Genomic DNA, 17,101 nt, shown 5'->3' with positions numbered 1-17,101 from the left:
GGGAGGGGGAGGAGGTCCCCGCCGAGTCGGGTCGGCGACCCGTGACAAACCGCGCGCCCCGCCCCCACCGAGGTGGGAGCGGGGCACGACGTGTGATGGCCGGTATGGCGGTCGCCTCTCGGCGCGGGGCACAACGGGGCTCCTGTCCGTACGGTCACCCACCCGGAGGGCGGGGCCGTACGCGGTATTCCGCGAAGGCAATAGTTGAGGCCCGGGGGACACTTGCTACCACACCGACCAACAGTGACTCTAACCCATACGACCGGCTCGTTGTTCCGGGACACGGGCTGGGATGGCATGAGCGATCTCACGGTGACTACCGGCCGGTATCGGGAACAAGGAAGGGCCGGTCCCGCAGAGGGGCGCGGGACCGGCCGGGAGCTCACGCGCGAAGGCCGGGCCATGCGCCGCGGACACCCACCGGCGGCGTCCACGGCGAAGGGCCTACTCCTGGCGCGCGATGCTGGTCTGTTCCTCTCGGGAGCGCAGCTTCAGGCGCTTGCGGCCGCGCTCGGTGCCCAGCTCCTCCTCGCGGGCCTCGATCCGCTGCCACCCCTCCCAGGTGGTGTACCGCACGCCGCGCGCCTCCAGCAGGGCGCGGAAGGCGACCGGGTCGGGCTCGGCGGCGGGGGTGAGGGCCTCGCGGTCGGCCACCAGGTTGGTGACCGTCTCCAGGGCGTCGCCCTTGGTGTGACCGATCAGGCCCACGGGGCCACGCTTGATCCACCCGGTGGCGTACACGCCCTCGATGGGCTGCTCGTCCAGGTCCAGGACCCGGCCCTCGGCGTTGGGGACCACGCCGCGCTCCTCGTCGAAGGGCAGGTCGGCCAAGGGGGAGCCCAGGTAGCCGATGGCGCGGTAGACGGCCTGGACCTCGTGGTCGACGAACTCGCCGGTGCCCTTGACGTTGCCGTCGCCGGTGAGCTCCATGCGCTCGGTGCGCAGGCCGGTGACGCGGTCCTCACCGGTGATCTCGACCGGGCGGTGCAGGAAGTGCAGGTGCAGACGGCGCTCGGAGCCCTTGGGGTCGCGGATCGCCCAGTTCTGGAGGACCTTGACGTTGGTCTTGACCTGGTTGGACTCTTCGCACGCCTGGAGGCTGCCCTCGTCCATGTCGAAGTCCTCGGGGTAGACGATGACCTCGACCCCGGGCTGCTTGTCCAGCTCGCGCAGCTCCATCGGCGTCGCCTTGCACTGGGCGATGCCGCGGCGGGCGAAGACGTGGACGTCGGTGATCTGCTTGGCGCGCAGACCTTCGTAGACGTTGTCGGTGATGTCGGTCTCCAGCAGGTCCTCGGCGCTCTTGGCGAGGATCCGGGCGACGTCGACGGCGACGTTGCCCGCACCGATCACGGCGACGCTGGTGCCCTCGACGTGCCAGGAGGGGGAGACGTCGGGGTGGGAGTCGTACCAGAAGACGAAGTCCGCGGCTCCGTGGCTCCCGGGCAGGTCGACGCCGGGGACGTCCAGCGGCCGGTCCCGGTCGCTGCCGGTGGCGAAGATGACCGCGTCGTAGTACTGGCGCAGATCCTCGAGTTTGAGGTCGATGCCGTACTCGACGTTGCCGTAGAAGGTGATCTCGGGCTTGTCCAGGATCTTGTGCAGCGCTCCCTGGATCTGCTTGATCCGGGGGTGGTCCGGGGCGACGCCGTAGCGGACCAGACCGTAGGGGGAGGGCAGTTTGTCGAGGATGTCGATGCTGACGGACGTGCCGCACGCGGACAGGGTCTCGTCCTTGGTGAGCAGGTCCGCGGCGTAGATGCCCGCGGGCCCCGCACCCACGATTCCCACTCGCAGTGGTCGCGTCATCGCACAGCTCCAAGTCTTCGCGCCAAGGTCGGACGCCATTGGTTAGGCTTACCTAATCTAACCGGTGGTGGCACCGGGAAAACCTACTATAAAGGTAGGCAATTGCTCTCGCGGCCCCGCGGGGGTGGTGGGCCCCAGGCGCGGCCACTCGCGCGACATTCCAGACGGGAAGGGGGTTGTGGCCCCTTCGGCATGCCCCGACGAGGTGTCTCACCGGGGGTCAACGCCCGGTCAAGGGCGGATCAGCCCGTTGCCGGGTGTGGGGAAAGTCACGATCCGGAGCGGGTGGCGGGCCGGATCGAGGCGGGGGTCAGCTCCCCTGGGACAGCTCGGCCTTGACCGACGCGGCGAACCGGGGTACCTGATCCTGGCCGGACAGCTTGGCGATCGCGGCCATGATGGCGTCCGTGGCCGACCGGCGCGCCTTGGCCCTGTGGGCCTGGTCCTCCCACGGCGACAGGTCCACCGGTTCCCCGAAGCGTACCCCGACGCGGTTGAACGACGGGATCCGCCGGCCGCCGGGCAGAATCCGCTCCGTCCCCGCCAGCGCCACCGGCACCACCGGGGCGCCCGTGGTCAGCGCGAGCCAGGCCAGGCCGGTCTGTCCCCGGTACAGTCGGCCGTCGGGCGAGCGCGTGCCCTCGGGGAAGATCCCGAAGACCTCGCCGCCGCGTAGCACCTCGAGGCTGTTGTCCATGGCCTCCCGCGCGCTCTGTCCGGGGCGGCGGTCCACCGACAGCTGGCCGATGGCGCGCAGCGCGCGCGTGAAGGCCCGTTTGGGCAGCGTCCCCTCGTCGAAGAGCTCCTGCTTGGCGATGAAGCGCACGGGGCGGGGGCAGGCCACGCCGATGAAGAGCGGGTCGATGAGCGCGAGGTGGTTGGCGGCCAGGATCACCGGTCCCCGCGCGGGGACGTGGTGGACGCCCTCCACGCGCTGCGGCCACACCAGGCGTGTCGCGGGCGCGATGACGGCCTTGGCGGCTCCGTACAGTGACACGATGGGGTCGCCCCTTCTTCATGGTTGCCGGGTGGTGCGGGGAGGGGTGCCCCAGGGCACGCTCCGCGGACACATGAGCGGTATCCGCGGATCACGTCCTGGTGCCACGGTCCACCGCCGTGTTGCCTCCGAGCGTATCGGGGTTCGCGCGTGCACGGTGTGCCCCGGTCCAGCCGGTTTTTCCGCTTTCTCCCACTGCCGTGACGTGGGCCACACGCGCTAGGCTGTTGGTCTAGACCTCTGGCGAGGGTGCGGGGGTCGTTCCGGACGCGCGTGCGAAGCGAGGGAGACAGCCATGCCGAAACTGGTCGACGTCAGCCACCAGATCACCGACGGAATGACCACCTGTCCGGGGCTGCCCGAACCCGCCGTGGAGGAGGGGACCGCCTCCGGCGGCTCCGGGCCCGGCCACGAGACCAGCAGCGGACGGGTCACCATGGTCGGGGCCACCGGGACGTACGTGGAGATGCCCTCCCACCGCTACCGGGACGGAGCCGACCTGGCCGACCTCGACCTGGACCGGGTCGCCGACCTGCCCGGTGTGGTGGTCACCGCCACGGGCGCGCGCGCCATCGGCCCGGAGGCCCTCTCCGGTGTCGACGTGCGCGGTCGCGCCGTGCTCGTGCGCACCGGGTGGGACCGCCACTGGCGCACCGAGGCCTACGGCGGCCACGACCACCCCCACCTGACCGAGGACGCGGCCAAGGCCCTCGTCGACGGCGGCGCCAGGCTGGTCGGAGTCGACGGGATCGGCGTGGACGACACCTCCCCCGCCGCGGAGGGCGCCCGTCCCGCGCTCGCCCTCCTGCTGGCGGCCGGTATCCCGGTCGTCTCGCACCTGTGCCTCCTCGACCAGCTGCCGGAGGAGGGGTTCACCTTCTACGCCGTGCCCGCCAAGGTGCGCGGCATGGCCGCCTTCCCCGTACGCGCCTTCGCCCTCCTGGACTGACGGTTCCCGGGACGCCGGCCTGCCAGCGTCCGCGGGCCGCGACGTGCGACCCGCCGGTCCTCAAAGGTCGGCGTCCACGTCCTTTTGCGCGCGCCGCTTCTCCCGCAGGGCACGGCGTTCGGCCTCCTGCTGGGCCGCGCGCTCGTCCTGGGCGACCGCGTTGGTCATCGAGTTGGACAGCGCCCGCAGCTCCATGTTGATCCGCGGATAGGCGGGCAGCCTCGGCAGTGCGCCCAGGCGCGGTGTGCGCCGCTCCTCCATCGACGCCACCAGCTCCCTGAAGGCCAGGTCCACCCGCTGGAGCGTGATGACGCCCACCGGGGCGGGGTGCTCCAACGCCAGGGCGGACAGCGCCAGGTACCCGGTGCGCTGCGTGGCCACCACGACCGGCCACAGCGGGCGGGTGGCGGCTGCCCGGGGCACGTCGCCGATCGCGCTCTCGTAGACCCCGCGCAGGTTGACCAGGGCCGCCCGCATGTCGCGCCGCAGCTGGTACCGGCGCTCCGGTCCGATTCGCACGTCCTGGTCCAGGACCGCGACCACGCACTGGCGGGCGTTGTCCAGGACCCCGATGATCGCCTGCGGCAACCGGGCGGCCGACGCGCTGCGCCACAGCAGGAGCGCCCCCGCCAGACCGAACAGCGAACCGACCACGGTGTCGATGATGCGCGACTCGGCCAGCGCCGTGATCGGGTGGGGCGAGGCCGTGTGGGACAGCAGCAGTGCCATCGGGGTGAGCAGAACCGACGCGTAGAAGAAGTTGCGGCCCACGACCAGCTGGGTCAGGCCCATGAAGGTCCCGGCCAGGACCACGACCGCGGGCAGCGGCAGGTCGAGGGAGAGCAGGACCGCGGCGATCACCACGCCGATCAAGGTGCCCAGCGACCGCTGGAGCGACCGGTTGACCGTCAGGACGACGTTGCCGCCCTGGAGGACGGCGGTCGCGGTGATCGCCACCCAGTAGTAGTGGTCCAGCCCGAGCCACAGCCCGAACGCCCCGCCCAGGGTCACGGTGATCCACATGCGCAGCGCGGTCGGCCGGATCAGGGATTCCGGGCTCAGGCTGGACCTCAGCGCCCCCCACAGTGCCGGGTAGCGCTGGTCGTCCAGCTCGCGGGCGTGCTCGTCCTCCTCGTCGTGGCCGGAGCGGTGCGCCGCCTGCGCGGCCCTGGCCAGCAGACCGTACAGCCGAGCCTCCAGGGAGCGCGGGCGCATACCGCGTCGCAGGTCGTCGAGGTCGGCCGGATCGGGGGCCCGGTCGGGTTCGGCGACGGCGGGGACCAGCCGGTCGGCGAAGTCGGCCGCGTTGTCCGGCAGGGAGCTGGTCCGGGCCATGGACACCTGCGTGGCGGCCAGGTGGATGTCGGAGACCCAGCGCAGCAGGGAGCGCAGCCGGGCCGCCTCCGGGGTGGAGCGGTAGCCGCGGGTCTGCGCCAGCAGGACGATCCGCCAGGCCTCGGCGACCGCCACCGAAGCCTTGTGCTGGGCGTGGTCGAGTTCGGCGGTGCCCACCGCGCGCAGGAGCGCGGCCAGCTTCCGGTAGGCCTCCGCGACCGCCCGGTACTCGGGGTGCCGGGCCAGGACGGGGGCGCCCGACATCGACACCGCCCAGCCGATCGCGGCCCCCACGGCCGCCACGCCCGCGTGCAGGGGGACCTGGGCCAGACCGCCGGGGGCGATCGTGGAGATCGCGCAGACCAGCACGAAGAACAGGGCACCGGGTTTGTCCACCCGCCAGGCCGCGCACACCCAGGTGGCGGTTCCGGCGACGAGTCCGATCGCGGCGACCGACGCCCACACCGACAGCGCCGATGCCAGCGAACCGAGGGTCACACTGGCGACGAACCCCAGACCGACCAGGGCCAGCGCGGCCGACCGGTAGACGTAGGGGGTCTTCTTCTCATAGAGCACCGTCATGGAACCCAGGGCGGCCAGGGTGCCGATCTGGGGGCCGAACAGCCACGCGGCCAGGCCGAAGGAGGCGGCCATGGCGACCGTCGCCTGCACGGCGGTGGTCCAGGCCCACGCCCCCGCCTCCAGGCCGAAGAGCGCCTTGAGGTCGACCCTGGGCCGGGGCCGCTCCGCCACGCGGGCACGCTCCGGTCCCTGACCGGGTGACCCGCCCAGGTGCATCGGGCCGGTGTCGCCGGTCGTTCCCAGATCTCGCACGACTTCCATCCTAGATCGGGTCACATGGGCGATTTGTGACTACTGGCGGGTGTCGGACGCGCCACTGTCCGTGGTGGACAGTGCCTGATCCGCGCCCCCGGTCTCCCGGAGCGCGGCCTCGGCGCGGTCGGCCCGCTCCTGCGCGTGTCGGGCGCGGTCCTCGGCCACCGCCAGGCGAGCGGCGGCCGCCGTGCGCGACTCGTCGAGGGTGATCTCGGCGTTGCGGCGCTGGTTCTCCAGCTCCGTGGCCAGGCGTGACCGTTCGGCGTCGGCGCGCTCCAGTTCCGCGGTCAGCCTGGCGCGCTCGGCGTCGGCGGCGGCCCGATCGGCCTCCCGGCGTTCGTGGGCGCGCTCCAGCTCGCCGTCGAAGCGAGCGCGCTCGGCCGCCAGGGCGCCGGCGGCCTCTCCGGCCCGGGCCTCGGCGCCCTCGGCGCGCGTGGCGGCCCGCTCCGCCGCCAGGACGGCCTCGTCGCGCAGACGGGCGTACTCGGCGGTCTCGGCCCTGAGCTGCTCGGCCTCGGCACGGGCGTGCTGGAGCCGACGGGCGGCCTCGGCACGGGCGTGCTCCAGTTCGCCCCGGACCCGCCCCACCTCCTCCCGGGCCCGGGCGTCGGCCTCGGCGATTCGGCGTTCGGCGGTGGCGAGCCCGGCGTTGGCCTCGGCGACGGCGGCGTCGCGTTCGGCCTCCGCCCGCAGGGCCAGGTCCCGCAGCTCATCGCGTTCGGCCTCCGCCGCGTTCCTGCGTTCGACCGCCTCCTCGGCGATCCGCTCGGCCGCGTGGGTCGCGGTGACCGCCGAGGCGGCCGCCTCCTCGGCCACGCGCCGGGCCGCCTCGGCCTCACGGCGCCGGTTCTCCGCCTCCAGGCGGGCGCCGTCGGCCTCGGCCGCGCGACGGGCACCCTCCAGACGGGCCGCCTCCACCTGAGCCTCGGCGGCGGCGGGGTCGGTCATCGTCGCGAAGGCCTCGGTGGCCGAGCGCAGGGTCTCGGCCATCTGTTCGCTCTGCACGGCGAACCGGGTGAGCAGGTCGTCGGCGCGCAGCCGGGCGGTGGTCACGGGTTCGGAGGGCACGGAGGAGGAAGGGGAGTCGCCGCCCGTGGCGGCGGCCACGGCCTCCTCCTCGCGGCGTTCGGCCTCCTGAGCCAGCCGTTGGCGTTCGCGCCAGGCCCGCCAGCGCGTGTGCTCGGGCAGATCGCAGTACTCGGGTGGGCGGCCGGGGGAGGAGCCGCGGGGCACCGGACTGTCACAGCCGGGGAACTTGCAGGTGTTGGAGTCGGAGGTGGCCACGGGGGTGAGCGTAGCGGTTCGGCCTCGTCCGCGCGGGGGCGTGTCCGCGCACAGGCACGGGAGGCGCCCGAGCGATCGCCTTGTGTGACAGTATTTTTACTTTGGGTTTTCTGTTGGTGGGGGCGAGCGCATGGGCGGACGTATGGGTGCACGGTGCAGGCGTCGGACGGCGGTGGCCGCATGGTGTCGACGCGGGCGGCGGGCGGCCGTCGTGTTCGGCCTTCTCGCGCTCATCGCGGCGCAGGCCGCGCCGAGCGGAGCCGTGGTCGGGGGCGTCCCCGCCAACATGCTCGCCGATCGGTACGTCATCGACCGCATGGGGACGCTCTTCGGGGCCGAGCTCGGACCTTTCTGCGGGGGGACGGTCCTGGACGAGTGGACGGTCCTCACCGCCGCGTCGTGCGTGGTCGGGCTCCCGGAGTCCGCGGACCTGTACTTCAACCGCGGCGACTACGACCTCTGGACCGCGAAAGAGACCGAGAACGAGGTGGTACGAGTCGAGCGGGTCATCGCGCACCCCCGCTACGCCGCGCACAGCGGAGCGAACGACATCGCGGTCCTCAAGGTGGCCGGACCCATGGGACTCGCCGAGGAGGGCACACGGGAGCACATGTGGTCCCTGGGCGACACATCCCTGGAGCGGAGCGGAACCCGGGTCACCATGTACGGATGGGGGACCATCAGCAGCGGTGGAAGCCAGCCGGGAGTTCTCAGGAAGGCGGAGACGCGTGTGGCCTCGCACGACGCGTGCGAAGCCGGCCACGGGAGCATCGTGACCGACGACATCCTGTGTCTTGTTGCCTTCGACGCGCAACGGGGCTCATGCCAGGGTGACGAGGGCGGTCCTGTGCTCGCCGCGGACGCCAACGGCAGGAGGTCGTTGATCGGCGTCCTCGGAACTCAGGGGATCCGTTGCGCCCTGCATCCCTACGAGTCCACGACGCGTGTGTCCGGATACCGGGCCTGGATCGTGAACCGCATGGGCGCCCCGGCGTAGTGGTGCTCCAGCAGTGCATCCGGCTCGTCATGGCGCTCGCGCGGCGCGGACGAGACTCCGCCCCCGTACCGGGGGACCGTACGGGGGCGGAACGCGGTGGGAGCGGCTCAGTCGTGCGCGCCGAACCCGTCGACGCGGCTGACCATCGTGGTCACGAAGGGCCGGAAGCCCTCCTGCTCCAGGAAGCGGATGTCCTCGGAGCTGGTCGCCAGCGCGGAGAACTCGATGTCGCGCACGCCCATCGCGGAGAGCTGGCGGCGCATCTCCTCCAGGAGCTTGGAGCCGATGCCGCTGCCGGAGTACTCGGGGTCGATGGCGAAGGTCTGCACGACCGCGACCCGGTCGCCCCGGTCCCAACTGCCCTGGGCGTTCTCGCGGATGGTCACCATCGCGTACCCGGCGGGGTCGTCTCCGCTCTCGGCGAGGATCGCCATGGTGTCGGGGTCGGCGAGCCAGGAGACGTACTGGGCGCGGCGGCGGCGCCAGGACTCGTCCAGGCTCACGGCGCTGATGATGTCCGCGAGGTGCGGGGCGGTCACCGTGTGCTGCTGGTGGAGGGCGCCCCACAGGTCCACGAGCTCGTCCACCTCGTGGGCGCCCAGGTAGCGGAAGCTGAGAACGCCGACGTCGGAAGGTCGCGGTTTGGTCATCAGCGAATTTTGCATGTTCTTTCCACCCGTTCCACCAGCATTGGGTGCTGATCCCCTGGGGCTCGCGATGCGCGTCCCCGCGGTTGAACTGTGCGTCTGACTGTACGTGCCGGTGCCGACCGGAACATCTTCAACACGAGGAAAGACGGTTACGAGATCACTCTAAGGGAAGAACTTAGGAATTTCTTTGATCGATCACTGACGCGGCCACTCGTGGGCCCTGGACGGTGTGCAGCGAATCACGCGTCGAACTCAGCCAAGATGCCTGAAACATCGGCGGAACATGATCGTTCTGCCATAAATTGGGGGACATGATCGACGTTCGGCGGTTGCAGCTCCTCCAGGCCCTCGACCGCCACCGCACGGTGGCGGCCACGGCGGAGGCGCTCCACGTCACACCGTCGGCGGTCTCCCAACAGCTCGCCGCCCTGGCCCGGGAGGCCGGGGTTCCCCTCGTCGAACGCTCGGGCCGCCGTTTCCTGCTCACCGGTGCCGCACGGGTCCTCCTGGAACGCGCCCCCGCCATCTTCGCGGAGATGGAGCGCGCCACCTCCGACCTGGCCGAGTACGTCGCCGGGGACCGCGGCGTCGTGCGGGTCGGCTCCTTCGCCACCGGTATCAGCGACCTCGTCGCCCCCGCCCTGGCCCGCCTGCGGGTCAGCCACCCGGGTTGGTCCTTCGAGGTCGTACAGGCCGAACCCGAGGAGTGCACCGAGATGGTCCGCTCCGGGCGCCTCGACATCGCGCTCACCATGTCCTCCGAGGACCTGCCGTCCACGGGCGACCCCGAGTTTCGCACCGACCCCGTCATGGTCGAGCTGTTCGACGCGATCCTGCCCTACCAGCACCCGCTGTCCACGCACACCGACCTGAACCTGGCCGAGGACCTCGCCGACGAGGACTGGATCATGTCCGCCCCGGGCAGCGCCTGGCACTCGTGCGTGGCCGCGGCCTGCAACCGGGTGGGCTTCCAGCCCCGGGTGGTGCACACCGTCGACGACTTCGGCGCCGTGTTCGGCATGGTGCAGGCCGGGCTCGGGGTGACGCTCATGCCGCGCCTGGCGTGGACCGGACTGAGCACCCCCCACATCGTCGTGCGCGGCGTGCGCGAGACCGCCCGGCGCCACGTCATCGCCCTGTCCCGGGCCGGCGCCAACCCCGAACCCCTGCTCACCGCCGTCCGTGAGGCCGCCAGCAAGGTGCCCGTGCCGTCGGTGGGGCCCTTCGCCGTCGCCGGGTAGGTTCGGGCGCCGGCGGGGTTCCGCACGACGAGTCGAACCGCGAGCGAGGAACGAGCTTGAATCGGACTGCGCCGCAGGCGTCCGTTGAGGGTGGTGGAGGGCGACGGGCGGGCGAAGACGAGGATGAAGCATCCTTGCCTTGAGGGCGCCCGAACACGGGCCGAAGCGAAGCGGCAGGCCCAAAGCAAGCACTGACGATCACGCCTCGGGCGGGGGAGGGACCTCGTCGAGGACGTCCCGGGCGGCCTCGTGCAGGTAGCGCGCGACCACCCGGATCGGCCGCCAGGCCCACCCACCGGTGCGCCCGGCCAGGAAGATCCGGCGCACCCCGCCCAGCTCCCCGAGGGGCGCGTGGGTCACACCGCGCCGGGTCGACACCGACAGCCGCGACATCACCCCCACCGCCACCCCGGAGGCCACCAGCTCCTCGCACAGCTCCAGGTTCTCTATGCGGTGCGTGATCCGGGGGGTGAACCCCGCGTCGGCGCACATCCGCTGCACCAGGGCCTCCTCGTCGCCCCGGTACGGACTGGCGAACCACGACGCCCCGGCGAACTCGCGCAACCGCCGCCGGGTCAGCGTCCGGCTGTCCCCCCGCGCCGAGGGCTGTGACAGCAGGAGCCCCTCCGTGCCGATCGGCCGAACCGTCAGTGTTCCCGGGAATTCCCGGGGGAGCAGACTGTACTGGTACACGACCCCCAGATCGGCCTGCCCGTCCTGAAGGAGCGCCAGCGCCTGCTCCGACTCGTACTCGGTCAGGTGGATGTCGATCCCCGGATGCTCGTCGCGCAGCCGGCGCAGCGCGGGCAGCACCAACGGTGCCGCACTCGTGTACATCACCAGGTGGACGCGGCCGACCGGCTCGCCCTCGCCCTCGAACTCGGCCTTGGCGGCCTCCACGCGCGCCAGGATGCCCACGGCGTGGTCGGCCAGCCTCCGCCCGGCCGGGGTCAGCCGCACCCGGCGCCCGTCCTGTGCCAGGAGCGGCGCACCCGCCTCACGCTCCAGGACCGCGAGGTGTTTGGAGACGGCGGACGTGCTCATGCCCGTGACCTCGGACACAGCGACCATGGTGCCCAGGCGCTCCAGCTCGACCAGCAGGCGCAGTCGGGTGAAATCCATCCACCAAAACTACATGGTCCATCAACCACTGGTTCGTGGACAGCAACAGAGGAGATCGATCCAATGGTCGGGTGATCCCCTCATCCATCTCCTCACTCCGCCGTGCCGACGTCCGGGTCCCGGCTCCGATGATGCTGCTCATCGGCATGTTCACCCTCCACACCGGCAGCGCCCTGGCCGTCACCGCCTTCGACCAGGCCTCGCCCGCCACCGTCACCTGGCTGCGACTCAGCTGGGCCGCGCTGATCCTGCTCGGCCTCGGCGGTCGCTCCCTGTGGCGGGCCGTGCGCGAGGCGACGTGGCGCGAACGCGGCTCGGTGGTGATCCTGGGCACAGCGAGCGCGGGGATGATGCTGTTCTACTCCGAGGCCACGGCCCGGATCGAACTCGGTACCGCGACCTCCATCGAGTTCCTCGGCGCCCTCGTGGTCGCCGTGGCGGCGATGCGCCGCCGCCGCGAACTGGTGTGGATCCTCGCCGCGGGAATCGGCGTGGTGTGCCTCACCCGCCCCTGGCAGAGCGACCTGGACGTGCTCGGCGTCGGACTGGCCCTGGCGGGCGCGGCCTGCGTGGCCGCCTACATCGTGCTCACCCAGCGGGTCGGCGCGGGCTTTGGCGCCGTCCACGGCCTGGCGCTCGCGATGACCGTCTCCGCCCTGGTCACCGCGCCACTGGGCGCCCCCGCCGTGATCGCCGCGCCCGACCTCGACCTCATCCTGCTCACCCTGGGCATCGCACTCCTGTTCCCCCTGGTGCCGTTCCTGCTGGAGATGGTGGCCCTCCAGCGCATGAGCCGTACCGCCTACAGCACCTTCGCCAGCCTCGAACCCGCGGTCAGCCTGGTCATGGGCCTGGTCATCATCGGCCAGGCGCCCGCCGTCGTGCAGGTCGCGGGAATGGCCCTGGTGGTGGTCGCGGGCGTGGGCGCCGCCCGGGGCGACGGGTCGGGTCGTTCGGCACCACCCCCGGAACCGGACACGCACCACTCCCGCGTCGACGGCTCCGCGGCACGGAACGACACGGCGATGCACTAGCTTGGTGCCAATCATGGCCGCGACATCTGATCTCCAACTCCTGCGTGCCCACGAACCGGTGCTCATGTGCACCAAGGGGGAGCTGTTCTTCCCCACCCGTGTGGACAGCTACGTACGTAACTGCAGCCTCTGGGTCGAGGAGCCCGGCGGACGCGAGCGCGTCCTCGTTCCGGCGGGGGAGCTGACCCTCGAACGCCTCGGGCAGGCTGAGCGCGAGTGGCCGGGCCGCCACAAGCACCTGCGGTTCGTCCAGGAGGAGACGATCCGCGAGGAGGCGCGTCGCTTCCGCGGCATCGCCCGCACCGTCATCCCCAAGAGCGGCCGCCTGGCCGCCGTCGGGGTGCTCGGGCGCATCCTCGACATCCTGATGAAGTTCTCCCTGCTGATCCGGGGCGCGGTCCCCGGCGGGGTCACCTTCGCCGCCGTGACCCGCTACCGCGAACGCGTGGACGACGGCGGCGCCACCTACTACGGACGCGTCACCCGCGAGGGCGGCTACGTCATCCTCCAGTACTGGTTCTTCTACGCGATGAACGACTGGCGGACGATCTACGGCGGTGTCAACGACCACGAGGCCGACTGGGAGCGCGTCACCGTCTACCTCGCCGAGAACGGCGACGGCACCCACCGCCCCATGTGGGTGGGCGCCTCCTCGCACGAGTACCACGGCGACGACCTGCGCCGCAGCTGGGACGACCCCGACCTGCACCGGGTCGGCGACCACCCCCTGGTCTACGTCGGCGCCGGCTCGCACTCCCACCAGATGCTGCCCGGCGACTACCTCATCCAGGTCGACCCGGCCGTCCTGCGCGGCGCCGTCCGCGCCTACCGGAGGCTCACGGGTTTCCTCTTCCGCGCCGACAGCGCGATCAACCGGCACGGCATCGGCGTGCCCTTCGTCGACTACGCCCGGGGCGACGGCATGCGCCTGGGGCCCGGCGGCGACCGCGAGTGGAACCCCGTCCTCATCGACGACGACACCCCCTGGGTCCGGGGCTTCCGCGGCCTGTGGGGGCGTGACACCGGCGACTTCTTCGACGGCGAGCGGGCCCCCAGCGGCCCCCGCTACGAGCGCGACGGCACCATCCGCCGCTCCTGGGCCGACCCGCTGGCCTGGGTGGGCCTGCACAAGGTCGCCCCCACCGAGACCGCCGCCCGCGCCGAACTGCGCACGCACGTCGGCGCGCTCGACGAGCGCCTGCGCGAACTGGACGCCGACATCGTCGCCCGCCGCGACCGCCTGCGCCAACTCGACTCGGCGCGCATGGTCCTGCACCGCCGGGCCAGATCGCGCCAGCTCGCCCGGGAGTACACCGAACGCATGGAGACCTTGGAGAAGGAGCTCGCCGAGGTCTACGAGGAGCGCGTCCTGACCGCCGACGAGCGCGATACCCACCTGCGCGCCCTGGCTTCCGACACCCCGCTCGTGCCCGGGCCGACGGACCACCTCAAGGCTCCGCACCTGCCCTACTCCTCGGGCAAGCAGCGCACCGCCCGCTTCCTGCACCTGTGGGTGGCCCTGAGCACCCCGCTGCTGCTGATCTCGCTCGGCCTGACGCTGTTCCTGCTCAACGGGCAGACCACCCTGTACGCGATGCTCGGCGTGGTGGTGGCCTTCGCCGCCGTCGACTCCATCGCCCGCCGCAAGTTCCTCTCGTTCCTGACCGGACTGGCCATCCTCGCGGTGGTGGTCGGCGTCATCGTGGGGGTGGTGGCCGCCTTCATCGCCGACTGGCGCATCGCCATCGCCGTCCCCATGGCCGTGGTCGTCGTGGTCCTGCTCGTGGTCAACGTGCGCGACCTGCTCCGCCGCTGACCGCGACGGGTGGCGGGGCGACGACGCGGGGAGGAACCCCCCATGGACGATCCCCTGTTCCCCGCCCCGCCGGTGGACGTCGCGCCGGGGGCGGTCCACCTGCCGGGGTGGCTGTCCCCGGAACGCCAGACCGACCTGGTCCGGCACTGCCGCCGGTGGGCACGCGCCGGGATGGTGCGGCACCCCATGCCGCGCGGCGGGGTCATGAGCGTGCGCATGCTCAGCCTGGGCTGGTACTGGGAGCCCTACCGCTACTCCCGCACACTCCCCGACGGCGGCCCCGTGCCGCCCTTCCCCGACCTGCTGGGCACGCTCGCCGCGCGGGCCGTGGCCGACGCCCTCGGCGAGCCGCCCCCGCCGACCGCGGCCCCCTACGACGTCGCGCTGGTCAACTTCTACGACGCCGACGCGCGTATGGGCATGCACCAGGACCGCGACGAACGCTCCGACGCGCCCGTCGTCTCCCTCAGCCTCGGCGACACCTGCGTGTTCCGCTTCGGCAACACCGAGACCCGCACCCGGCCCTACACCGACGTCGAACTGGTCAGCGGTGACCTGTTCGTGTTCGGCGGCCCCTCCCGCATGGCCTACCACGGGGTCCCGCGCACCCGCCCCGGCACCGCACCGCCCGAGCTGGGCCTGGAGGGACGGCTCAACATCACCGTCCGCGCCTCCGGGCTGACCGCCTGACGTCTGACTCGGGCCGACGCGATCCGCGCCGTCCCGCCCGTTTCGCCGCCCCAATGGCGTGTCGCCGCGCACCGGACGGCCCTTCACGCCAGGATCGGGCGCGTCCGGGACGTACGGGAGGAGGGCCGCCGATGCCCCGACACCACCCTGAGCGCGTCATGGCGCTGGGCCGAGCCGGGGCCGCGGTTCCCGACCGGACACCCCCGGGGCGTGTCCGGTACGTCCTCTACCGCGACGGGCACCGCGACCGCGACCTCGACGGTGCCCGCGCCGCGCGTGACGCGCTCGACTCGGCGCCCGGCGCGATGCTGTGGATCAGCATGGACATGCCCGACCACGACCAGATCGGCGAGGTCGCGCGGGCCTTCGGCCTGCACCGCCTGGCGGCCGAGGACGCGGTGGTCGCGCACCAGCGGCCCAAGGTCGAGGACTACCCCGGAGCGCTGTTCCTGGTCCTGCGGCCCGCGCGGTACGACACCGTCACCAGGTCCGTGCGGGTGGGGGAGGTGCACGTCTTCTGCGGGGAGAACTTCGCCGTCACCATCTCCCACACCGTCCATGTCGACCTCGACGAGGTTCGCGCCACTCTGGAGGCCGAACCCGCGGTACTCGCCCACGGCACGGTCTCGGTCCTCTACACGGTTCTGGACCGGGCCGTGGACGACTACGCGCCCGTCGTGTCCGACCTGCAGGACGACGTGGACGAGGTGGAGACCCGGGTGTTCGACCGCGACCCCGACGCCTCGCGCCGTATCTACCGGATCGCCCGGGAGGTCACCATGCTCCAGCGGGCCGTCGACCCGCTCACCGGTGTCTGCGCGGACCTGCTGGCCCGTGCGGAGTCCGGGGGTGTCCGGTCCGGACACCCCGGCGCCGGACAGCCCGGGGAGGCCCTCCACACCTACCTGCGCGACGTCGCCGACCACGTCACCGGTGTCCGGGAGCGCGTCGACGGCTTCCAACAGCTGCTGCGGCACATCATGGACGTCAACGACTCGCTCATCAGCCAGGAACAGAACGAGGCGATGAAGACGATCTCGTCGTGGGGTGGCATCCTCGTGGTGCCGACCCTGATCGCCTCCGTGTACGGGATGAACATCCCCCCTCGACCCGGCTTCGAGTGGACCTTCGCCTGGCCGGTCCCCCTGACGGTGATGGCCCTCGCCAGCGTCACCCTGTACCTGGTGTTCCGGCGTAACGGTTGGCTGTGACCTTCCGACCACACGACGAGAGGCCGTCCGGTGAACGACGACGAGACCGCGTCCCGCGAGCTGATCCGACTCATGACCGGCCCCTGGGTCGCCAGGTCCGTGGCCGCCGCCGTGCGGCTCGGGGTCGTCGACCGCATGGACGGCGCCCCCGTGGACACGCCCGACCTGGCGGCGGCGCTCGGCCTGGACCCGGCGCGGCTCGGCCGCCTGCTGCGCCTGCTCTCCGCCGTGGGGGTCGTGCGCCGTGACGCGCGGGGGTACACGCTCACCGCCACGGGTGAGCGACTGCGCGGTGGGCACCCCTCCGGTCTGCGCGACCTCGCCCTGCTCTACGACAGCGGACTGTTCGCCGACGCGTGGGAACGGCTGCCCGAGACACTCCGCACGGGCAGGACCGGGTTCGACCTCGCCCACGGCACCGACGTGTTCACCCTCCTGGAGGGCCGTCCCGAGGACGCGGAACTGTACTCCGCGGGCATGGCGGCCGGAGCCCGCTTCGTTCGGGACCTGCCCTCGGTGTACGACTTCGGCGGCGCCCGCACGGTCGTCGACGTCGGCGGCGGCAGCGGGGAACTGCTCCACACCGTGCTCGACCGCGCTCCCGACACGCGTGGCGTGCTACTGGAGCGCCCCACGGCCCTGGCCGCGGCCCGGGACCGTCTGGCCGCCCACGTGGCCGCGGGCCGCTGCGACCTGGTCGAGGGGGACTTCCTGGCCGCCGTGCCCGGGGGCGCCGACGTCTACGTGCTCAGCCGGGTCCTGCACAACTGGTCGGACGAGGACGCCGGACGGATCCTGCGGCACTGCCGGGAGGCCATGGCCCCGGACGGGCGGGTCCTGGTGGTCGAACGGGTGCTCCCGGACGGGGACGACCCCTGGCTGTCCCTGGTCTTCGACGTGCACATGATGGTGATGACCACCGGCGCCGAGCGGACCGAGCGCCAGTACGAGGAGCTGCTGCGCGGGTCCGGACTGACCACCGAACGGATCCTCGACCTGCCGCTGGAGATGCGCGTCCTGGTCGCCCGACCCGCCTGAGCCGCGGTGTCAGCCTGCCTTGGCGAGGAACCCCCGGGGCTTCAGCCCCGGGAGGAATCGCCGCACAGGCCGCATGAAGCCCTTCAGTGAC

General features: G+C 72.2%; 14 protein-coding genes. 8 read left to right on the top strand and 6 right to left on the bottom strand.

Annotated features, from left to right (window positions below; genetic code table 11):
* Nucleotides 1–444: 444 nt before the first annotated feature.
* A complete protein-coding gene (locus KIK06_RS09160) occupies nucleotides 445–1,791 on the bottom strand; it encodes an FAD-dependent oxidoreductase (protein WP_017600871.1) in 1,347 nt (448 codons plus the stop codon).
* A 328-nt stretch (nucleotides 1,792–2,119) separates the two neighbouring features.
* Nucleotides 2,120–2,806 carry a lysophospholipid acyltransferase family protein gene (locus KIK06_RS09155; RefSeq protein WP_017600870.1) on the bottom strand — a complete coding sequence of 229 codons (687 nt, stop codon included), beginning with the start codon at nucleotides 2,804–2,806 and terminating at the stop codon, nucleotides 2,120–2,122.
* Between the two features lie 295 nt (nucleotides 2,807–3,101).
* On the opposite strand from KIK06_RS09155, the gene KIK06_RS09150 reads away from it, so the two are divergent.
* Nucleotides 3,102–3,755 (top strand): cyclase family protein, encoded by a 654-nt coding sequence (locus tag KIK06_RS09150; protein WP_268642794.1) that lies wholly within the window; start codon nucleotides 3,102–3,104, stop codon nucleotides 3,753–3,755.
* 60 nt (nucleotides 3,756–3,815) lie between these two features.
* On the opposite strand, the gene KIK06_RS09145 is transcribed toward KIK06_RS09150, so the two are convergent.
* Together KIK06_RS09145 and KIK06_RS09140 are read right to left on the bottom strand one after the other, a co-directional pair.
* Nucleotides 3,816–5,888: an FUSC family protein gene (locus KIK06_RS09145; RefSeq protein ID WP_268645913.1), complete on the bottom strand. Its 2,073-nt coding sequence runs from the start codon at nucleotides 5,886–5,888 to the stop codon at nucleotides 3,816–3,818.
* Between the two features lie 75 nt (nucleotides 5,889–5,963).
* Nucleotides 5,964–7,211 carry a hypothetical protein gene (locus tag KIK06_RS09140; RefSeq protein ID WP_268642793.1) on the bottom strand — a complete coding sequence of 416 codons (1,248 nt, stop codon included), beginning with the start codon at nucleotides 7,209–7,211 and terminating at the stop codon, nucleotides 5,964–5,966.
* Nucleotides 7,212–7,422: 211 nt separating this feature from the next.
* On the opposite strand from KIK06_RS09140, the gene KIK06_RS09135 reads away from it, so the two are divergent.
* Nucleotides 7,423–8,208 carry a S1 family peptidase gene (locus KIK06_RS09135; protein WP_268642792.1) on the top strand — a complete coding sequence of 262 codons (786 nt, stop codon included), beginning with the start codon at nucleotides 7,423–7,425 and terminating at the stop codon, nucleotides 8,206–8,208.
* 107 nt (nucleotides 8,209–8,315) lie between these two features.
* Here the strand turns inward: KIK06_RS09135 and KIK06_RS09130 are convergent, their stop codons facing one another.
* Nucleotides 8,316–8,858: a GNAT family N-acetyltransferase gene (locus KIK06_RS09130; RefSeq protein ID WP_017600862.1), complete on the bottom strand. Its 543-nt coding sequence runs from the start codon at nucleotides 8,856–8,858 to the stop codon at nucleotides 8,316–8,318.
* A gap of 311 nt (nucleotides 8,859–9,169) precedes the next feature.
* Here KIK06_RS09130 and KIK06_RS09125 point away from each other — a divergent pair, with 311 nt between their 5' ends.
* A complete protein-coding gene (locus KIK06_RS09125; protein WP_017600861.1) occupies nucleotides 9,170–10,099 on the top strand; it encodes a LysR family transcriptional regulator in 930 nt (309 codons plus the stop codon).
* Nucleotides 10,100–10,297: 198 nt separating this feature from the next.
* Here the strand turns inward: KIK06_RS09125 and KIK06_RS09120 are convergent, their stop codons facing one another.
* On the bottom strand, nucleotides 10,298–11,221 hold the full coding sequence (locus tag KIK06_RS09120) for a LysR family transcriptional regulator (RefSeq protein ID WP_017600860.1): 924 nt from the start codon (nucleotides 11,219–11,221) through the stop codon (nucleotides 10,298–10,300).
* Nucleotides 11,222–11,292: 71 nt separating this feature from the next.
* Between KIK06_RS09120 and KIK06_RS09115 the strand changes: the two genes are divergently transcribed.
* The 5 genes from KIK06_RS09115 (at nucleotide 11,293) to KIK06_RS09095 (ending at nucleotide 17,010) form a co-directional block, all read left to right on the top strand.
* The gene (locus KIK06_RS09115; protein ID WP_017600859.1) at nucleotides 11,293–12,255 is read left to right on the top strand and encodes an EamA family transporter; all 963 of its coding nucleotides are present in this window, start codon (nucleotides 11,293–11,295) and stop codon (nucleotides 12,253–12,255) included.
* A gap of 13 nt (nucleotides 12,256–12,268) precedes the next feature.
* Nucleotides 12,269–14,071, top strand: a complete 1,803-nt coding sequence (locus KIK06_RS09110) for a hypothetical protein (RefSeq protein WP_017600858.1) — start codon at nucleotides 12,269–12,271, stop codon at nucleotides 14,069–14,071.
* A 42-nt stretch (nucleotides 14,072–14,113) separates the two neighbouring features.
* Nucleotides 14,114–14,761 carry an alpha-ketoglutarate-dependent dioxygenase AlkB family protein gene (locus KIK06_RS09105; protein ID WP_017600857.1) on the top strand — a complete coding sequence of 216 codons (648 nt, stop codon included), beginning with the start codon at nucleotides 14,114–14,116 and terminating at the stop codon, nucleotides 14,759–14,761.
* A gap of 131 nt (nucleotides 14,762–14,892) precedes the next feature.
* Nucleotides 14,893–15,972 carry a magnesium and cobalt transport protein CorA gene (locus KIK06_RS09100; protein ID WP_017600856.1) on the top strand — a complete coding sequence of 360 codons (1,080 nt, stop codon included), beginning with the start codon at nucleotides 14,893–14,895 and terminating at the stop codon, nucleotides 15,970–15,972.
* A 30-nt stretch (nucleotides 15,973–16,002) separates the two neighbouring features.
* Nucleotides 16,003–17,010, top strand: coding sequence for a methyltransferase (locus KIK06_RS09095; RefSeq protein WP_017600855.1), 1,008 nt, complete (start codon nucleotides 16,003–16,005; stop codon nucleotides 17,008–17,010).
* Nucleotides 17,011–17,101 lie beyond the last annotated feature (91 nt).

The organism is Nocardiopsis sp. EMB25 (assembly GCF_026797795.1).
GTDB classification, from domain to species: domain Bacteria; phylum Actinomycetota; class Actinomycetes; order Streptosporangiales; family Streptosporangiaceae; genus Nocardiopsis; species Nocardiopsis lucentensis.
The sequence above is the reverse complement of the archived record's forward strand: the minus strand, read 5'-3'. Positions and strand labels throughout refer to the sequence as shown.

Coding starts and splice junctions, on each gene's coding strand:
- KIK06_RS09125 (WP_017600861.1), top strand. CDS start 9,170: ATGATCGACGTTCGGCGGTTGCAGCTCCTCCAGGCCCTCGACCGCCAC.
- KIK06_RS09100 (WP_017600856.1), top strand. CDS start 14,893: ATGCCCCGACACCACCCTGAGCGCGTCATGGCGCTGGGCCGAGCCGGG.
- KIK06_RS09150 (WP_268642794.1), top strand. CDS start 3,102: ATGCCGAAACTGGTCGACGTCAGCCACCAGATCACCGACGGAATGACC.
- KIK06_RS09145 (WP_268645913.1), bottom strand. CDS start 5,888: ATGCACCTGGGCGGGTCACCCGGTCAGGGACCGGAGCGTGCCCGCGTG.
- KIK06_RS09110 (WP_017600858.1), top strand. CDS start 12,269: ATGGCCGCGACATCTGATCTCCAACTCCTGCGTGCCCACGAACCGGTG.
- KIK06_RS09105 (WP_017600857.1), top strand. CDS start 14,114: ATGGACGATCCCCTGTTCCCCGCCCCGCCGGTGGACGTCGCGCCGGGG.
- KIK06_RS09130 (WP_017600862.1), bottom strand. CDS start 8,858: ATGACCAAACCGCGACCTTCCGACGTCGGCGTTCTCAGCTTCCGCTAC.
- KIK06_RS09120 (WP_017600860.1), bottom strand. CDS start 11,221: ATGGATTTCACCCGACTGCGCCTGCTGGTCGAGCTGGAGCGCCTGGGC.